The 15608-nt window shown below is 69.7% G+C and carries 17 protein-coding genes; 14 read left to right on the top strand and 3 right to left on the bottom strand.

From position 1 onward, the window contains the following. Nucleotides 1–341 precede the first annotated feature (341 nt). From QSK17_RS02635 to QSK17_RS02585, 12 genes are all read left to right on the top strand, one after another. Nucleotides 342–590: a MoaD/ThiS family protein gene (locus tag QSK17_RS02635; RefSeq protein ID WP_285702708.1), complete on the top strand. Its 249-nt coding sequence runs from the start codon at nucleotides 342–344 to the stop codon at nucleotides 588–590. Nucleotides 591–651: 61 nt separating this feature from the next. Beyond that, entirely contained in the window at nucleotides 652–1332 is a 681-nt protein-coding gene (locus QSK17_RS02630) for an LmeA family phospholipid-binding protein (RefSeq protein ID WP_285702707.1), read from the top strand. Nucleotides 1333–1363: 31 nt separating this feature from the next. Further along, nucleotides 1364–1876 (top strand): sigma-70 family RNA polymerase sigma factor, encoded by a 513-nt coding sequence (locus tag QSK17_RS02625; RefSeq protein WP_285702706.1) that lies wholly within the window; start codon nucleotides 1364–1366, stop codon nucleotides 1874–1876. Beyond that, nucleotides 1873–2658: an anti-sigma factor family protein gene (locus QSK17_RS02620; protein WP_285702705.1), complete on the top strand. Its 786-nt coding sequence runs from the start codon at nucleotides 1873–1875 to the stop codon at nucleotides 2656–2658. Before QSK17_RS02625 ends, QSK17_RS02620 begins: the two co-directional genes overlap by 4 nt. A 194-nt stretch (nucleotides 2659–2852) precedes the next feature. Further along, nucleotides 2853–3200, top strand: coding sequence for a thioredoxin family protein (locus QSK17_RS02615; protein WP_285702744.1), 348 nt, complete (start codon nucleotides 2853–2855; stop codon nucleotides 3198–3200). A 32-nt stretch (nucleotides 3201–3232) separates the two neighbouring features. Continuing rightward, the gene (locus QSK17_RS36030) at nucleotides 3233–3316 is read left to right on the top strand and encodes a putative leader peptide (RefSeq protein WP_352231756.1); all 84 of its coding nucleotides are present in this window, start codon (nucleotides 3233–3235) and stop codon (nucleotides 3314–3316) included. A 56-nt stretch (nucleotides 3317–3372) separates the two neighbouring features. Next, on the top strand, nucleotides 3373–3783 hold the full coding sequence (locus QSK17_RS02610; protein ID WP_285702704.1) for a DUF4395 domain-containing protein: 411 nt from the start codon (nucleotides 3373–3375) through the stop codon (nucleotides 3781–3783). Then, entirely contained in the window at nucleotides 3780–4619 is an 840-nt protein-coding gene (locus tag QSK17_RS02605) for a sulfurtransferase (RefSeq protein WP_285702703.1), read from the top strand. The genes QSK17_RS02610 and QSK17_RS02605 overlap by 4 nt, the downstream gene beginning before the upstream one ends. Beyond that, complete coding sequence (locus QSK17_RS02600; RefSeq protein WP_285702702.1) at nucleotides 4619–4921, top strand: DUF1416 domain-containing protein; 303 nt, start codon at nucleotides 4619–4621, stop codon at nucleotides 4919–4921. The genes QSK17_RS02605 and QSK17_RS02600 overlap by 1 nt, the downstream gene beginning before the upstream one ends. A gap of 124 nt (nucleotides 4922–5045) precedes the next feature. Beyond that, nucleotides 5046–5273 carry an AbrB/MazE/SpoVT family DNA-binding domain-containing protein gene (locus tag QSK17_RS02595; protein ID WP_066933939.1) on the top strand — a complete coding sequence of 76 codons (228 nt, stop codon included), beginning with the start codon at nucleotides 5046–5048 and terminating at the stop codon, nucleotides 5271–5273. After that, entirely contained in the window at nucleotides 5263–5694 is a 432-nt protein-coding gene (locus QSK17_RS02590) for a type II toxin-antitoxin system VapC family toxin (RefSeq protein WP_285702701.1), read from the top strand. Before QSK17_RS02595 ends, QSK17_RS02590 begins: the two co-directional genes overlap by 11 nt. A 280-nt stretch (nucleotides 5695–5974) precedes the next feature. Further along, nucleotides 5975–7261 (top strand): hypothetical protein, encoded by a 1287-nt coding sequence (locus tag QSK17_RS02585; protein ID WP_285702700.1) that lies wholly within the window; start codon nucleotides 5975–5977, stop codon nucleotides 7259–7261. A gap of 6 nt (nucleotides 7262–7267) precedes the next feature. Here QSK17_RS02585 and QSK17_RS02580 read toward each other — a convergent pair whose 3' ends face one another. The 3 genes from QSK17_RS02580 to QSK17_RS02570 form a co-directional block, all read right to left on the bottom strand. Then, on the bottom strand, nucleotides 7268–8185 hold the full coding sequence (locus tag QSK17_RS02580) for a hypothetical protein (protein ID WP_285702699.1): 918 nt from the start codon (nucleotides 8183–8185) through the stop codon (nucleotides 7268–7270). A 121-nt stretch (nucleotides 8186–8306) separates the two neighbouring features. Then, nucleotides 8307–8978: a DUF4352 domain-containing protein gene (locus QSK17_RS02575; RefSeq protein WP_285702698.1), complete on the bottom strand. Its 672-nt coding sequence runs from the start codon at nucleotides 8976–8978 to the stop codon at nucleotides 8307–8309. After that, the gene (locus tag QSK17_RS02570; protein ID WP_285702697.1) at nucleotides 8978–9634 is read right to left on the bottom strand and encodes a hypothetical protein; all 657 of its coding nucleotides are present in this window, start codon (nucleotides 9632–9634) and stop codon (nucleotides 8978–8980) included. Before QSK17_RS02570 ends, QSK17_RS02575 begins: the two co-directional genes overlap by 1 nt. A 147-nt stretch (nucleotides 9635–9781) precedes the next feature. On the opposite strand from QSK17_RS02570, the gene QSK17_RS02565 reads away from it, so the two are divergent. Together QSK17_RS02565 and QSK17_RS02560 are read left to right on the top strand one after the other, a co-directional pair. Then, nucleotides 9782–11791 (top strand): hypothetical protein, encoded by a 2010-nt coding sequence (locus QSK17_RS02565; protein WP_285702696.1) that lies wholly within the window; start codon nucleotides 9782–9784, stop codon nucleotides 11789–11791. 77 nt (nucleotides 11792–11868) lie between these two features. Continuing rightward, nucleotides 11869–15606, top strand: coding sequence for a helicase HerA-like domain-containing protein (locus QSK17_RS02560; protein ID WP_285702695.1), 3738 nt, complete (start codon nucleotides 11869–11871; stop codon nucleotides 15604–15606). The last annotated feature ends 2 nt before the right edge of the window (nucleotides 15607–15608 follow it).

Below are 15608 nucleotides of genomic sequence, written 5' to 3'. Positions count from 1 at the left end.
CGGGATTGTCGAGATCGCTCGCTCACATGCCCTCCTCGTCACAAGTGAAACGGCAGGGGGCGCCGGGAGAGCACCGCGCTGTGCACGTTCACAGGCTCGCCTCCTCCGCGTCATCACGGCTATAGCCGTACAAACACGTAAGGACCCGGGGGCAACGTCGCCCAGGTCCCGTCTTTCGTAGGGTAGCTCACAGGAATATTGCGTCCAATGTGAGTCGGGCGTGTAAACAGTTCTTCACATGGACAATCAGCGTAACCGCGCGGTCACGCGCGGGTGATCACTAGACTCTCGAAAAGTGTGCTAAATCGGGACAAATCGCGGGCGGTCGGGAAAGGAGAACCATGGCCACGGGCACGGTCCGTTACTGGGCGGCCGCGAAGGCCGCGGCGGGGATGGACGAGGAGCCGTTCGACGCGCCCACGCTCGGAGACCTGCTGGCGCGGATGTCGGCCAACCCGGATCTGGCGCAGGTCCTGCGGCGCTGTTCCTTCCTCGTGAACGGCGCGCCGGCGGGAACGCGGGATCCACACGCGATCGATCTGCCCGAGGGCGCGGTCGTCGAAGTTTTACCGCCCTTTGCCGGGGGATGAGGCGCTAGGGTGAGCCGACCCGCGTGCCCCCGTCAGACCGCATGCCCCCGGAGGAAGACGGATGCGCAAGCTCGTCGTGTTCTTGATCCTGCTTGTCGTCGTGCTCGCCGTCCTCGATCGGGTGGCGGTCGCGGGAGCGCAGCGAGAGATCGCCAGGCAGATTGAGGCGAAATACGATCTCTCCTCGACCCCCACCGTCCACATCGAGGGCATCCCCTTTCTGACCCAGGCGGTCGCCGGGCGCTATGAGGAGATCAGCATCGCCACCGGCTCGCTCACCCGTGAGGGCGTCACGATCTCGAAGATCGACGCTACGCTCTACGGCGTGTCCGCCCCGCTGGCCGATCTGATCCAGGACGTCTCCAAGGCCGATCTCCGCGCCGAGCGGGTGACCGGCACCATTGTGATCTCCCGCGAGACCCTCGACGCGCTGGCGCCCCGCGGCGTCAAGATCGAGGGCGGAGCCGGCGACAAGCTGCGGGTGTCCGGCAAGGTCACCGTGCTCGGTCAGAACATCCCCGTCACCGCCGACCTGAAGATCGAGACCGTCCAGGGCGGCATCCGGCTCGTCCCGACCAATGTCAAGATCGCCGACGGCATCACCGTGCCGAACGTGGAGAAGTTCATCGGATTCAACGTCCCCCTGAAGAACCTGCCGCTCAACCTCAAGATCAAAAAGGTGAGGTCGGTGCCCGAGGGGCTCGCGGTCGACGGCTCGGCAACCGATGTCCCCCTCCACTGAACCCGACGATCCGTCGCTACGTCATGAGGACGTGAGCCCAGCCGGAACCGCCGACGAAGAACTCGTCCGCGTGCTCTTCGACGACCACGCCGGGCCCCTGTACGGATACGTGCTGCGGCTGACAGGCGATCCCGGGCGCGCGGAGGACGTCGTCCAGGAGACGCTGCTCCGGGCCTGGAAGAACCCCTCGGCCCTGTCCGGACGGCCGGTGCGCGCCTGGCTGTTCACGGTGGCACGTAATCTCGTGGTCGACCAGCACCGGGCGCGCAAGTCGCGGCCGAAGGAGACCGGTGACGAGGCGCTGGCCGTGCTGCCCGCCGACGACGAGCTGGAGAAGGCCGTCGAGTCGTGGGCCGTCGCGGAGGCGCTGGCCTCGCTCAGGGCCGAGCACCGTGAGGTGCTCCTGGAGACGTACTACCGGGGGAGATCGGTGAAGGAGGCGTCGGAGATCCTCGGCATCCCGCAGGGAACGGTCAAGTCGCGCACCTTCTACGCACTCCGGGCGCTGAAGCTGGCTCTGGAGGAACGGGGGCTGGCGCCATGACCTGCGACGACGTCAGGATCTCGCTGGGCGTGTACGTCCTGGGCGCGCTCGACGCCGAGGAGACGGCCGTGGTCGAGGCGCACCTGGACGAGTGTCCCGACTGCCTGGCCGAGCTGGCGGAGCTGTCCGGGCTCCCGCCGTTCCTCGCCCGTGTGTCCGAGGAGGACATCAAGCACGCGACCGAACCGCCGCGCGAGGTGCTCGACCGCCTCCTCGCCGCGACCGTACGGCGCAGGCGCCGTACGGTGATCATGCTCGCGCTCGCCGCGTCCGTCGTGGTCGCCGCACTGGGCGGGACGACCTGGATCGCCACCGCGCAGCCCTCCACGGACAGCGCGGCGGGTGCTTCCGTCGCGTCCGGGCAGGCGCAGGAGAGCGCCGCTGACAGCTTGGCTGTCGCACCCAGAACGGAGAAGTCCTCTGGGGCGGCCGACGGATCGGCCGAGATGTTGAGGCAGCAGGACATTTCCACTGTCGAGGAATCCGGGCGGAGCGGGAGCGTCGAGATGCAGGTGCAGCTCACGGCGGGTGAGGGCGGCACCAAGGTCCAGGCGACCGTCACGGGCCTGCGCCCCGGCGTGGTGTGCCGCCTCACCGCCGTCGGCCGGGACGGCACACGCTCCGGAGTGGCGAGCTGGTCGAACACCGCCCAGGGGTACAGCGCGGCTTCGGTCACCTTCGAGGGGTCGACCGAGCTGGCGATCGAGAGCATCGGCCATTTCGAGCTGGCCACCGCGAACGGCCGCACGCTCGTCACCGTCCCGCTGAAGCACGGGGAATGATCCGTGCCGCGTGAGGGTTGTCCATCCCGATGGTAGGGATGGTCGTCCTGTGCGCGACGCTCGCCGCCGGCGTGGTCATCGGACTCGTCATGCGGCGCCGCGACGGGAGGCTGCGCGCCGTGCGGTCTGGGGTACGGTCGCGCACCCTGACGAGCCGGGGTACGGACCCGAGGACGAGCGAGGGGACGAGTGGCGTGACCGGTGAGGACATCGGCGCGGAGCTGGGGGAGCGCGCCACGCTGGTGCAGTTCTCCACCGCGTTCTGCCAGCCGTGCCGGGCCACTCGCAGGATCCTGGACGAGGTCGCCGCGATGGTGCCTGGAGTCCGGCACGTCGAGATCGACGCCGAGAGCCGCCTCGACCTGGTACGACGGTTCGACATCATGCGCACGCCGACCGTGCTGATTCTCGACGATTCAGGGAATATCGTGAAAAGGGCATCCGGGCAGCCCAGGAAGGCCGACGTGATCGCGGCACTCGGCGCGGCGGCCACGGTTGATCAGAGCTCGGACAAGTCGTCTCACCAGTCGGACACTGTGTGACAGATGTCGAGACGCCGGGTACTGTCGAGTCCATGACTCCCACGACAGAGCTGCTGACGAAGCGGCGCGCGGTTGATTTCTGCCGCGTCGCGACCGCGCTCTGTCGCATGGCCTGAGGGTGATTCCGCGCGGCTGACCAGCCGCATTCCGAATCCTTCAGGAGCATCTCACGATGCAAGCCGATCCCCGAAGCCCGCGTTTCGGCGCGGCGATCACGACTCTGGTTCTCGCACTCGTCCTCGTGACGGGCAGCGCATGGCTCCTCGCTCTACAGGCGATCGTGTTCGTGCTCGGCGCTCTCAACCTCTCTCCGTACGGCTACCTCTTCCGTAGGTTCGTGCGTCCGAGGCTGGGGCCGCCGCGAGAGTTGGAGGACGTGGCGCCGCTCCGGTTCGCGCAGGGCGTGGGCATCGTCTTCGCGGTTGTCGGCCTGATCGGGTTCACCGCCGGGATCACCCCCCTGGCTCTGGGTGCGACAGCAGCGGCACTGCTGGCCGCCTTCCTCAACGCCGCCTTCGGCTTCTGCCTGGGCTGCGAAATGTACTTGATCATCCGCCGTCTACAACCTGGGAGAACCACATGAGCCGCTCCGCCGTCCTGGTGGATGCCGACTGGGTCGAGGCCAATCTCGACACGCCGGGTGTCGTGCTCGTCGAGGTCGACGAGGACGTCAGCGCCTACGACAAGGGTCACATCCGTGGCGCCGTGAAGATCGACTGGAGGAAGGACCTCCAGGACCCCGTCCGCCGCGACTTCGTCGACCGGGCCGGTTTCGACGCCCTGCTGTCGTCCCGCGGCATCGCCAACGACGACACGGTCGTGCTTTACGGCGGCAACAACAACTGGTTCGCGTCCTACGCGTACTGGTACTTCAAGCTGTACGGCCACGAGAACGTCAAGCTGCTCGACGGTGGCCGCAAGAAGTGGGAGCTCGACTCCCGCGAGCTGGTCACCGAGGTGCCACAGCGTCCGGCCACCACCTACACGGCCAAGGAGCAGGATCTCTCGCTCCGCGCCTTCCGCGACGAGGTCGTGGCGGCGATCGGCAAGCAGAACCTGGTCGACGTGCGCTCCCCTGACGAGTTCACCGGCAAGCTGCTCGCTCCGGCGCACCTCCCGCAGGAGCAGTCGCAGGTCGCGGGCCACGTGCCCACCGCCCGCAACATCCCGTGGTCGAAGGCGGCCAACGACGACGGCACCTTCAAGTCGGACGACGAGCTGACGAAGCTCTACGCCGCCGCGGGAGTCGAATTCGGCAAGGACACCATCGCTTACTGCCGCATCGGGGAGCGTTCGGCGCACACCTGGTTCGTGCTGCACGAGCTCCTCGACCAGCCCAATGTGAAGAACTACGACGGTTCCTGGACCGAATACGGCTCGCTCGTGGGCGTGCCTGTGGAGCTTGGGGAGGCTCGCTGATGACTACCACTCAGGGTTGCGCTGCTCCGGAGCAGACCGTGGCGCTGCCGGCGGGCATCGACCTGTCGACGCAGGCCGTGATCCAGGGCGTCGTCTCCGGCGCCGGTACGGCCTACGCCCGCCTGCTCGACCACTCCGGCGAGTTCACTGGCGAGGTCGTCGTCTCCGACGAGGGCATCTTCCGGTTCTTCGCCGCTCCCGGCCAGTGGACGGTCCGCATCATCGCGGGCGGCGGCGTCACCAAGGACGTCGCGGTCGAGGCCAAGCTCGGCGAGGTCGCCCAGGTCGCCGTCGCTGTCTGAACTGCGTTCTCCCAGAAGGGCCGGTGCGTCTCCCGACGCACCGGCCCTTTCGGCTTCTTGTTCCGTTCCGCCGACCCCGCTTAGTGTTACGTGGTAGGTGTAATACGTGTCTGGAGTGAGCTCCATGCGGTTGAACAGCAAGGGACAGGTCACCATCCCCGCCGAGATTCGCGAGAAGTACGGCCTGCACGAAGGTGACGAGGTCGACGTGATAGAAGTCGGCAACACGCTGCAGATCGTCCGTCGTGAGGCGAGCGCCACTCGGGGACAGCGTGCGACGCGGCGGCTTCGCGGGACCGCGACGACGACCATGAGCACTGACGAGATCATGGGGCTGCTGCGTGGCGACTAGCCTGCGTGTCGTCGGCGATCGGGTCGCCATGGTCGACTCCTGCGTGCTTCTTGACATCGCCACCGATGACCCGAAGTGGGCCGACTGGTCGGACCAAGCCGTCGCCTGGGCGCGGGACAGGGGACGCGTGGTCATCAACCCGGTGATCTACGCGGAGGTGTCGGTTGGTTTCCCGGGCATCGAGGCCGTCGACGCGGCGCTGCCGTTCGACGATTTCGAGCGCGAAGACATTCCGTACGAAGCCGCGTTTCTGGCCGGCAGGGCGCACCTCGCCTATCGAAAGCGTGGCGGTGAGCGGAGATCTCCCCTGCCGGACTTTTTCATCGGCGCGCACGCGGCCGTGCGGAACTACACGTTGCTGACAAGGGACGGGGCGCGCTATCGAACCTACTTCCCGACCTTGGATCTCGTCACGCCGTGAGCGCCCGGATTCTCGGCATTCCAGGGCGCACATCGGGTCCATACGCCCGCACGCCGCTGTCGTGAAGGGGGCGCCGCAATTCACATCGAAAGGCGTTCCCGTCAGTGAGGAGCGCATCGAGCGGCTCGCCGCCGAGGCGGAGGAGGGATACGGCCTGTCCGTGATCCGCTCCAGGGCGACGATGAGCGCCGAGCACGATCACTCGTAAGGTCGGACCGCCGCGAACGTCCCGGGCGCATGTTGCAGATGGGGTGGGACTGGACCCGATACCATGCACCAGATGTCCGATACGTCCGCGCTTGTCGCCCCCCGCCAGGCCGCCGAACCCCGCACGCGGTCGTGGATGCTGTCGCCGTACTCGCTCCCCGTGCACATGCTGCGGATCGCCGGGTCGTGCGCGCTGCCGCTGATCATGTGGTTCTCCCTTGGTCGGGTGGTGCGCTGGGGGCTGCTCCTGCTCGCCGCGACCATCTCGCACGGCTCGTGGTACCAGGCGCGCCTCATCGCGACCGTGTTCCTGTTCACGCTGGTCGTGATGACGTCGCTCGCGACCACCGTGGGCATGCTCCACGTGATCCGCGGCGCGCTGATGGAGACCCAGGCGCGCCGGGCGGCCGGCGAAGGCCGCGAGGGCATCTTCGGGGCGCTCAACCGGACCGCCCTCCTGTTCGCCGGCATCTACATGACCTGGGGATTCGTCCTGCAGGACGTCCGGGATTTCATGGACATCGACCTGTTCCGCCAGCCGGACGTCATCTTCACTGACGCGTTCAGCGGTCAGGACAGCAAGGTGATGGAGGGGCTCACCAACCTCGACCTCACGATCTCACTCGTCGGGATGGTGCTGGCGTACGTCCTGAAGACCGTCTTCGGCCGCAAGCACGAGGCGAGCGAGGGACGCTTCTCCGGGATCGTCGCCACCTTCGGAGAGCTCGCGTTCGTGTTCTACGGCATCAACGTGGTCGCCACCGCCGTGGACACCCGCTCCGGATGGGTCGGGAGCCGCACGGCCTTGGTCGCGCTCAAGGAGTGGGTGACCGACGCGGAGGCGAACGTCCCCGGATTCGCGGCCTTCTGGGGGTTCATGGGCGACGCCTGGCCGTACGTTGTGGAGGCGCTGATCCTCCCGCTGGCCTGGCTCACGGTCGGCGTCCTGGTGTACGGGGCGTACGTGGACGACACCGAGACCACGATCAGAGGGACGCGGCTGGAGACGGTCGCGGCGCGGATGGAGCAGACGCACACGCTGACCCGCAGGGTGGCTGCGCGGCTGACCGCCGGCTGGACCGAGCGGTGGATCCCGCTGATCAACGCTTTCCGGTTGACGGTACGGGGAGGCGCCCCGCTCTTCGGGTTGTTCGCCCTGTGCTACGTCGGCCTCCAGGTGGGATCCGACTATCTCGGCAGGGCGGGCCGCTATCTCCTGGCCGGCGACCGGCCCTATTTCTGGTTCGTCACCGATGTCCCTGTGGAGTTCGTCACCGATCTCGTGACGACCACGCTGACGATGTGCCTGATCGCCGCCACCTTCGACCTGGCCGCCACCAGGAGCCGTCTCGGCCGGTGACGCCTCTCAGCGGAGGAACCTGAGCACCTGGTCCCTTTTCTCCGTCATTGTCACGGACTCCTTCATCATGTCCTCGACGGACTGCCCGGGCACGCTGCGACTGATGCTCGGGCGTAGCTCGACCATGACCTCGTCCGCGACCGCGGGCGGGACCACCCCGACGAACTCGAGCCGGTAGGGCGTGCCGACCTTGTTGTCCTCGGTGTCCGGCGGAGTCGCGTCGTTCAGCAACTCGGTCTTCCAGGTGCGCCCGGCCCGGTCCTTGAACTCGACGTCGGGCGCGCCGTGCCGGATCGCCCCTTCGCCGTCCAGCGCCGTCCTCGTCGCGATGATCTTCATCCACTGGCGGTCAGAGGTGTCCTTCTTCCCGGTCGGGTCCGGGATGGGCTGCACGGTGAGGCGCCAGGAGACGTGTTGCCAGGTGGCCGTCTGCCCGGGCTGGACCACCTGGATGTGGTCGCTCGGCCGGCCGTACTCGTAAACGCCGTAGGCGAACCAGCCAGGGGCGGCGACCGCGATCACGACGGACAGCAGCGCTCCGGTGCCCTGGAGCGCGATCCGCTTGCCCCGCGGCATGGGGGCGCGCCCGCCCGAGGCGGGTGGTTCCGGTGACGGCTCCTGAGCCGGAGGCAGAGGCGGCGGTGCTTGCTGTGGTGCCTGCTGCGGGGCGGGCGCGGGGGCGGCGGGAGAAGGCACCCTGGTTCCCGTGACGGCGGGGAAGGGCTGGGTGGACCTGTCCTTGTCCTCGTCCTCGGAGAGGGGCGGCCACACGCGCAGGTCCGTCAGGTCCCTGCGGAGCCGCCCGGGGATCGGGATCTGCGGGGCCTGTGGCGCCTGGTGCCGCGGTGGTGGCGAGAACCAGTCCCGCGCCCTCGTCCGCTCGCGATGACGGCGGCGCCGCCCCTCCATGGGGGTCTCACTCATCTCTTCTCCACCTCGGCTGACGGATCGGCCGGCCGTACGTCGCCGGAGCGTGCCGGGGGCGTGCCGCCCGGCACCTCGCGGGGCCCGCCGTGCCCGTGGGGTCGGTCGTCTCGTGCGCGCATCAGGTCTTGTTCACCAAGGAGTGCAACTCCTCCGCATGTGAGGTCAGGCGGGTCAGGGCGTCGCCGGAGAGGCCGAGGTCGATCTCCGCCTCGGGCGCGAACGTGTCGACGACGATGACCCCCTGCGGTGGGCTCACGACGAGGCCGGCCCCGGGCAGCGCCTCCTCCGGCACCTCGAAGACCAGCACGCCGCTCGACCAGAGCCCCGGTTGGATGATCTTGTTGAATATGGTGAGGCTGTCGTCGACCTTGTCCGTGGGCTTGTAGCGCCGGCCGTCCGCGGTCAGGAGGACGGGCGGCTGGAGCGTCCCCAGCTGCATCGGCTCCTTCGGCGTCGTGGCGGTGACGTTCACCACGAGGAACAGGTTGCTCGTCTCGACCTTGACGACCTCCCCGCGGGTGTCCTTGGTGTCCACCGCGTGCGCGGCCGTCACGGATGTGACCTTCACGCTGAAGCGGTTCGTCTCCACCAGCTCGCCCGCGGACCCCTTGACGGTGAGGGGCGAGCTGCGCTGCTCGTACGACAGGGTGAAGGTCTGGGCGTAGACCGCGGCCGCCGCCAACGCGAGGCCGACCACGATCCCGACGACACGCGAGATCACCCTGGCCCCGGTCCTGGTCTTGCCCGTGGACCGCCGGCGGGTGCCGGTTTCGGAAGACGTCGCCACCATCACGCCTCCTCCTGCCGTACGGGGAGAGTGACCTGGGTGGCCACCACGGGGACGGCGGGATCCGCGTCCTCCTCCATTTCGATTTGCCAGGCCCGCGACTGATCAAGCAGGCCGCCGACCTTCTCGTGGACGAAGCGCCCCACATCGAGGGTCACCGAGGTGGGAGCGGCGGCCGAGGGTTCGAGCTCGTACTGCACGACCACCGTCGTGGTGATCCCGGGGTGCAGTTGCGCGCTCTTGACGCCGTAGCTGAGGACATAGGCCTCGGGGCCGTACTTCTGCTTGATCTCGGGGGTCATGCGGACCAGCGCGCCCGCGAAGCCCGCGAAAGGGGACCACTTCTGTCCGGCTTGGTGCGCCATGCCGACGTTGGCGGTCCTGTCTCCCGTGTTGGTGACCTTGAGCACGAGGTTCAGGTAGCGCTTCGTCTGGCCGAACTCGCTCCGCTCGACGGTGTCGACGGCCTTGATGAACTGGGTGCGGAACTCGCCCTGGTCGACGACCTCACCTGGCCGCGCCTTCGGCGGGGGCTCGTCGGGCGCCTCCTTCAGACCGCCGAAGGCCGCCGTGACGCCGATTCCTGCCGTGATCACCGCGAGGGCGACCGGGACGAGTACCGGGCGTCGGCGGCGTGCGCCACGGGGGGAGGACGTCATGGCAATGGATGCTAGTACGACCACACTTGCACCATTGGCCGCATTCGTCCCGGCGGCCAAGGCCGCAAATATGTCCGAATGGCGAGAACGCCACCCTGATCGGCTTTCCAGCTCCTACGCTGTGATCCAGGCGGACATGGAGGGTCTGTGGGCGACCTGCACCCCGAGCATGCCCAGCTTCAGGCGGATCGGATCTACCTGGGCTGGCAGTACGCCCTGCTGCATCCGGACCCGGGACCGCCCCCGAAGCGCCCCGCGCGCGAGGACCTCGCGGAGCCCGAGATCGACCCCGACTGGGTCGTCAGGGAGCGGCTTCAGGAGCATCTGCTCAACCGCCCCGTCCGGATCTTCCGGATGTTCATGGCCGTACTGGCCGCCGGGATCCTCGTCCTCGGCCTGAGCGGGCTGATGGACTGGTCGTTCGTTCTCATCGGCCTGGTCGCGACGGGCGGCGTCGCGGGCATCTGCACGTACGCGATCCGGCAGGGGAACCGGGCCGTCAGTTTCCGGGTGGAGGAGCGCCACGCGCGGGCACGGCGCGAGCGGGAGCGCCGGGAGCGCGAGGTCGTCGCCGCCCAGGAGGAGCACGCCGCGAGATACCGGGAGTGGGCCGAGAAGAAGAGCACCTTCGACAAGCAGCTCACCTGGTACGCCGTCGCCGTCCCCGACGAGATCGACCGTGTGGACGTCGCCGGGGGCACGCTCCCCGGCTGGTCCGCCCTGGTCACGCTGATCGGCGCGACCCGGCTGTACAGCGGCGGCCACCTGACCGTGCTCGACCTGTCCGAGGGCGCGATCGCCAAGGACCTCATCGCGTTGGCCAGGAGAGGTGGCGACGACCCGCTCGTCTGGGTGCTGCCGGTCGATCTGCCCCGGCTCGATCTGGGGGCGACGCTCCCACCCGAGGCGTTCGCCGACGTGCTCGCCCACGTGGTCAGCGTCAGCGAGGAGACCAGCAGGGACGTCGGGTTCGACAACGCGATCCTGGAGCGCGTCCTGGAGGTCCTCGGCGAGAACGCGACGATCAACCAGGTCACCGCCGCGCTCAGGGCCCTCGCCCAGGTGGGCGACCCGCGTGACGACATGCGGTACGGCCTGCTCACCGCCACCCAGCTCGAACGCATCGGCACGCTGTTCGGCCGGGGCGTCGCCGACCGCGTCGTCATCGAGCGCGCCTGGGCGCTGGAGTCCCAGTTGCGCAAGCTGGAGACCCTCGGCTCCGAGGCCGTACGGCTCCCACCGGCGCGGCTGCGGGTGGTCAGCATGGACCGGCAGGCCGGCGTGTTCGGCAACCGGGTCCTCGGCACCTACGTCGCGACCGCGCTGACGCACATCCTGCGGCAGTCGCCGGCATCGGCGCGGCCCTGGTATCACACGATCATCGTCGCGGGGGCGGACAAGCTGCGCGGGGACGTGCTCGACCGGCTCATGGATGCCTGCGAGACCTCCCAGACCGGTCTCGTCCTGACCTACCGCAGCCTCACCCCCACGGTCAGGGAACGGCTGGGCCGGGGCCACGCCGCCGTCGCGTTCATGCGGCTGGGGAACGCCGAGGACGCCCGGGTGGCCAGCGAGCACGTCGGCACCGAGCACCGGCTGGAGTTGGCCCAGCTCACCGAGACGTTCAGCTCGGCGGTCAGCGGCGCCGGCGGCTTCTACACCTCGACCGTGGGCGAAGGCCGCAGCGACCCGGAGGAGAAGAGCGAGGGAGACCTCAAGGAGGACATCACCGAGTCCACCCAGTGGGGACGCAGCGCGACGAACGCCACGACGAACATGGCCGAGGGCGTCCTGCAGCGTTCCCGCGAGTTCCTGGTCGAGCCGTACCAGCTCCAGCAGCTCCCGACGACCTCGGTCATCGTCACGCACGCGACCGCGGATGGGCGGCAGGTCCGCCTCGCCGACGCCAACCCGGCGATCCTCACGTTCCCGAAGACGACGCTGGGCGACTTCGAGGAGGTGCGGAGGGCCGCGCTCGCCGCTCCCGAACAGGCCGGACAGCGGCCCGCCGCCGGATCCGAGCCCGCGTCCGAGCCCGCGTCCGAGCCCGCGGCCGCGGCCGGGTCCCAGTCTGGGCCCGAATCTGGGCCCGAGGACGCCCCGCCACCGAACCTCGGACCGCCACCGCCCCGTCTCGACTGGCGCAAGACACGGTAAGGGGATCGCCAATATGGATGTGTGAAGGTGATCGACGAAAGAGTCTCTCCCCTGATAACCGTCAACTGAGGGGTCTCATGCATCCGTTCCCCCTGAGCGGGCCCTGGTACCGGATCCAGGCCATCGCCGCGCCCTCACGGAGCTCGTCGGCGGAGTGGGACTTCGTCACGGTGCTTCCGGCCGTGCTGTCCGCCGCGCAGCGCAACCGGCCGTTCGTGATCGGCTGGCTGTCGCGAGGGGCGGGCGCGCCGCTCGAACTGATCACCAACGCCGGTCCGCTCACGCCGCCCCGCCCGCCGAAGCGGGCCGTCACCTCGATCGACGTCACGCCGACCGGGCCGCAGCCGCTGCTGTTCCCCGGCGGTGCCCGCGGCGTCGAGATCGGGGACGAGTGGCTCGCCGACCTCGCCGACCTGGTCTGGACGCCCTGTCCCGGCCGCCAGGCGCCGCCGCTCAACGACCGCAGGCAGTCCGAGCCGGACGAGCCGAAGCAGCCGACGTTGTTCGAGTCCACGTTGGTGACGCTGATGTCCCGGCCGTTCGGCTGGCTGGTGGTCGCCGAGCCCACCGACCTGCTCGACGCCGAGGTCGCCCACCTGCGGACCCAGCTCAACGTGCTGCGCCAGTACGGCGACGCCTCGGAACGGTCACGGTTCGACGCGGAGCGGGCCGAGCGCAGGATGCAGGAGCTCGACGCCTTCCGCGAGGCGGGGCTGTGGAACGTCAGGGTCCTCGCGGGCGCCGCCGGACCGGACGAGCTGCGGCAGATCGCCCCCGTCCTGGTGGGGTCGGTCGAGATGAGCCACCATCCGTACCGGCTGCGCAGCGCCATGTCCGGGCCCCTCTTGGCCGAGCCGGTCCGCTCCGGCCCTTCCCAGGGTTTCTCGCCCGAGTCCGTGTACGGCTTCGCCGAGGCGCTCCACGTCACCCTGCAGGATCCGGCGGACGGGGCGGCCGCGCCGTTCGCGGCCACGGCGGGGGCGCTGGCGGCGCTCGCGGGGCTGCCGCGCCGGGAGGTCCCCGGCGTACGCGTGCTCGACGCGGGGTTCTTCGACGTGACCAGCGAGGTGGACACCACCAGCGGCGAGACCATCGATCTCGGCGCGATCGTGGACGGGCAGGACCGCGCGGTCGGGACGTTCCGGGTGCCCCTCGCGACGCTCAACCGGCACGCCTTCATCACCGGGGCCACCGGATCGGGGAAGTCCCAGACGGTGCGGCACCTCCTGGAAGAGCTCACCAAGGCCGGCATCCCGTGGCTGGCCATCGAACCGGCCAAATCCGAGTACGCCGCGATGGCCGGCCGGGTCGAGCACCTGGCCCCGCTCACGGTCATCAACCCTTCGGCGCCGGACAACGTGCCGTTCAGCGTGAACCCGCTCGCGCCCGAGCCCGGCTATCCCGTACAGGCGCACATCGACATGGTGCGCGCCCTTTTCATGGCGGCGTTCGACGCCGAGGAGCCGTTCCCGCAGATCATGTCCCTCGCCCTGCAGCGGGTCTACGAGGCCAACGGCTGGGACGTGGTCACCGGCGGCGGCATTCCCGGCGCCGCGGTTCAGCCGACCGTCCCGACTCTGGAGCAGCTCCAGCAGCATGCTCTGGAAGTGATCCAGGAGATCGGGTATGGCAACGAGGTCCAAGCCGATGTCGAGGGCTTCATCAGCCTGCGGCTGCGGAGTCTCCGGGTCGGCAGCGCGGGCCGGTTCTTCGAGGGTGGCCACCCGGCGGACATCGGGGGGCTGCTCCAGCGGAACGTCGTGCTCGCGATCGAGGACGTGGCCAACGACGAGGACAAGGCGTTCCTGATGGGCACGCTGATCATCCGCATCGTCGAGCACCTGCGGATGCGGGCCCGCCAGGAGCTGTCCCACGAGGAGGGCACCGGCGGGCTCCGGCACGTCATCGTGATCGAGGAGGCGCACCGGCTGCTCCGCGACCGCGGCTCCCAGCGCGCCTCCACGCACGCCGTCGAGCTGCTGGCCGGCATGCTCGCCGAAATCCGGGCGTACGGCGAGGGCATCGTCGTGGCCGAGCAGATCCCGACCAAGCTGGTCTCCGATGTCGTGAAAAATACGGCTTTGAAGGTCGTGCATCGGCTGCCGGCCGAAGACGACAGGCAGCTCGTCGGCGCCGCGATGAACCTCAGCGAGGACCAGTCGCGCCAGGTCGTCTCGCTGCAGCCGGGATACGCCGCGGTGTTCGCCGACGGCATGGACCGCCCGCTGCGCGTCCAGGTCCCGCTGGGCGAAGGTCGTGAGCGCGCCATGCTCGGCCCCATCCCGCCCATCTGCGGCCGCCGCTCCGCCGCCTGCGGGCGCGAGTGCCGTACGGGCAAGGCATGCACGTTGTTCGAGCTCCGCGAGGCGGATCTGCTCGCGGACGCGCCGGAATGGGCCTGGCTGCGGATCTGGACCGACACCGTCGTCCTGGCGTTCGTGGCCAACCGGTCGCTGCCGGGCGTGCCGCGCATACTGGCCGACATCTGGGCCGAGCTGCCTCCCAAGCGTCGCGAATGCCTCCTCGCCACGCTGGTGGAGCGCTGCGTCGCCCGCCGCGCCTGGTCCCTGCGGACCTGGTTCGACCCTGCACTCCTCACGGAGAAGGCGGCCGAGGTCGCGGCGGCGCTGCTCGACTCGGCCGCCGCCGCGTCCCACGGTTTCGCCGGCCCGGTATCTCCCTGCCCGGCCGTGCGCACCTCGGGACACGGCTCGGGGCGGATCGGGTCCGAGCCGAGCGAAGTCGAGTTGGTCGGCTCCGTGGTGATAGCAGCGACGGCGACCGCCGCTGGATCGGTGAACGCGGCCGGGCCGGTCGCCGCCGAGGGGGCGAACGGCCGGGCCGGGCAGGCGATCGCATGCGAACTGGCAGAGGGGCCCTGCGGCGAGCCGTTCGAGGAGCCCGCGGACCGACCCGGTTCCGGAGTGGCGGACGCCGAGGCCCGGAAGCCGGTAGGCGGAAGCGACGACCACGCACGCGACCGGTCGAGCGCTCCGGAAGGTGACCGGTCGAGCGCTCCGGAAGGTGACCAGGCGAGCGCCCAGGAAGGTGACCGGGCGAGCGAGCGGGAGGGTGACGGGCCGACCGGCCGGGCGGTTCACGAGCCGGTCGGCGAGGCGGGGACAGCCGAGGGAGAGGGCGGCACGCGGCTCCGGGAGCCGTCGGCCCCTTCGCAGCCCTCGGGAAGGCCGGCCCCGGCCCAGGCGGGCGAACGCCCGGGAACCGCCTGGGTGATCCCCCAGGTGCGCTGGCTGCACGAGGTCGAGCGGCTGTTCCCCTTCGGGCATCCGGCGCCGGACCTGCGCAGCCCGGCCCCGGCCATGGAGTACGCGCTGTTCGGCATCGACCCCTCCGGCCGGCCGTACCCGCACCAGGGGGTCAACGGCTCCTGCGGCGGGCACGCCGACCAGGACGCGCGGGGCCCGGACGGCACCGGGGCTGCCGGCACCGCGACCGCCTGCTCTGCGGCCGCGGGTTCGGTGGCTGCGAGTTCGGCGGCTGCGGGTTCGGCGGTCGTCGGGGCGCGGACGGAGTTGCTCGGCCACCGGGCCAAGGCGCTGCGCCACCACCCGCTGTCCATGGAGGTGGACCGCAACCGCGCGCTCGCCTGGCGGGTCATCCTGGGCGATGACGAGCACGAGGGCATCCAGCGGGACATCACGACGGTCGCCATCGCGGTGGAGCCGCGCGAGCGCCTCCGGTACGTCGCCCAGACCATGGGAGCGGGCTGGCTGGAGACCGTGCTCTCCTGGCCCCGCCGGTTCGTCCTCCCCTTCGACGGCGACGCCCCGGCGGAGCTCTCGTTCACCGGCTAGCC

The organism is Microtetraspora sp. NBRC 16547 (assembly GCF_030268965.1).
GTDB lineage: Bacteria > Actinomycetota > Actinomycetes > Streptosporangiales > Streptosporangiaceae > Microtetraspora.
Note: the sequence above shows the minus strand (reverse complement) of the source record. Positions and strands in the feature narration are given on the sequence as shown.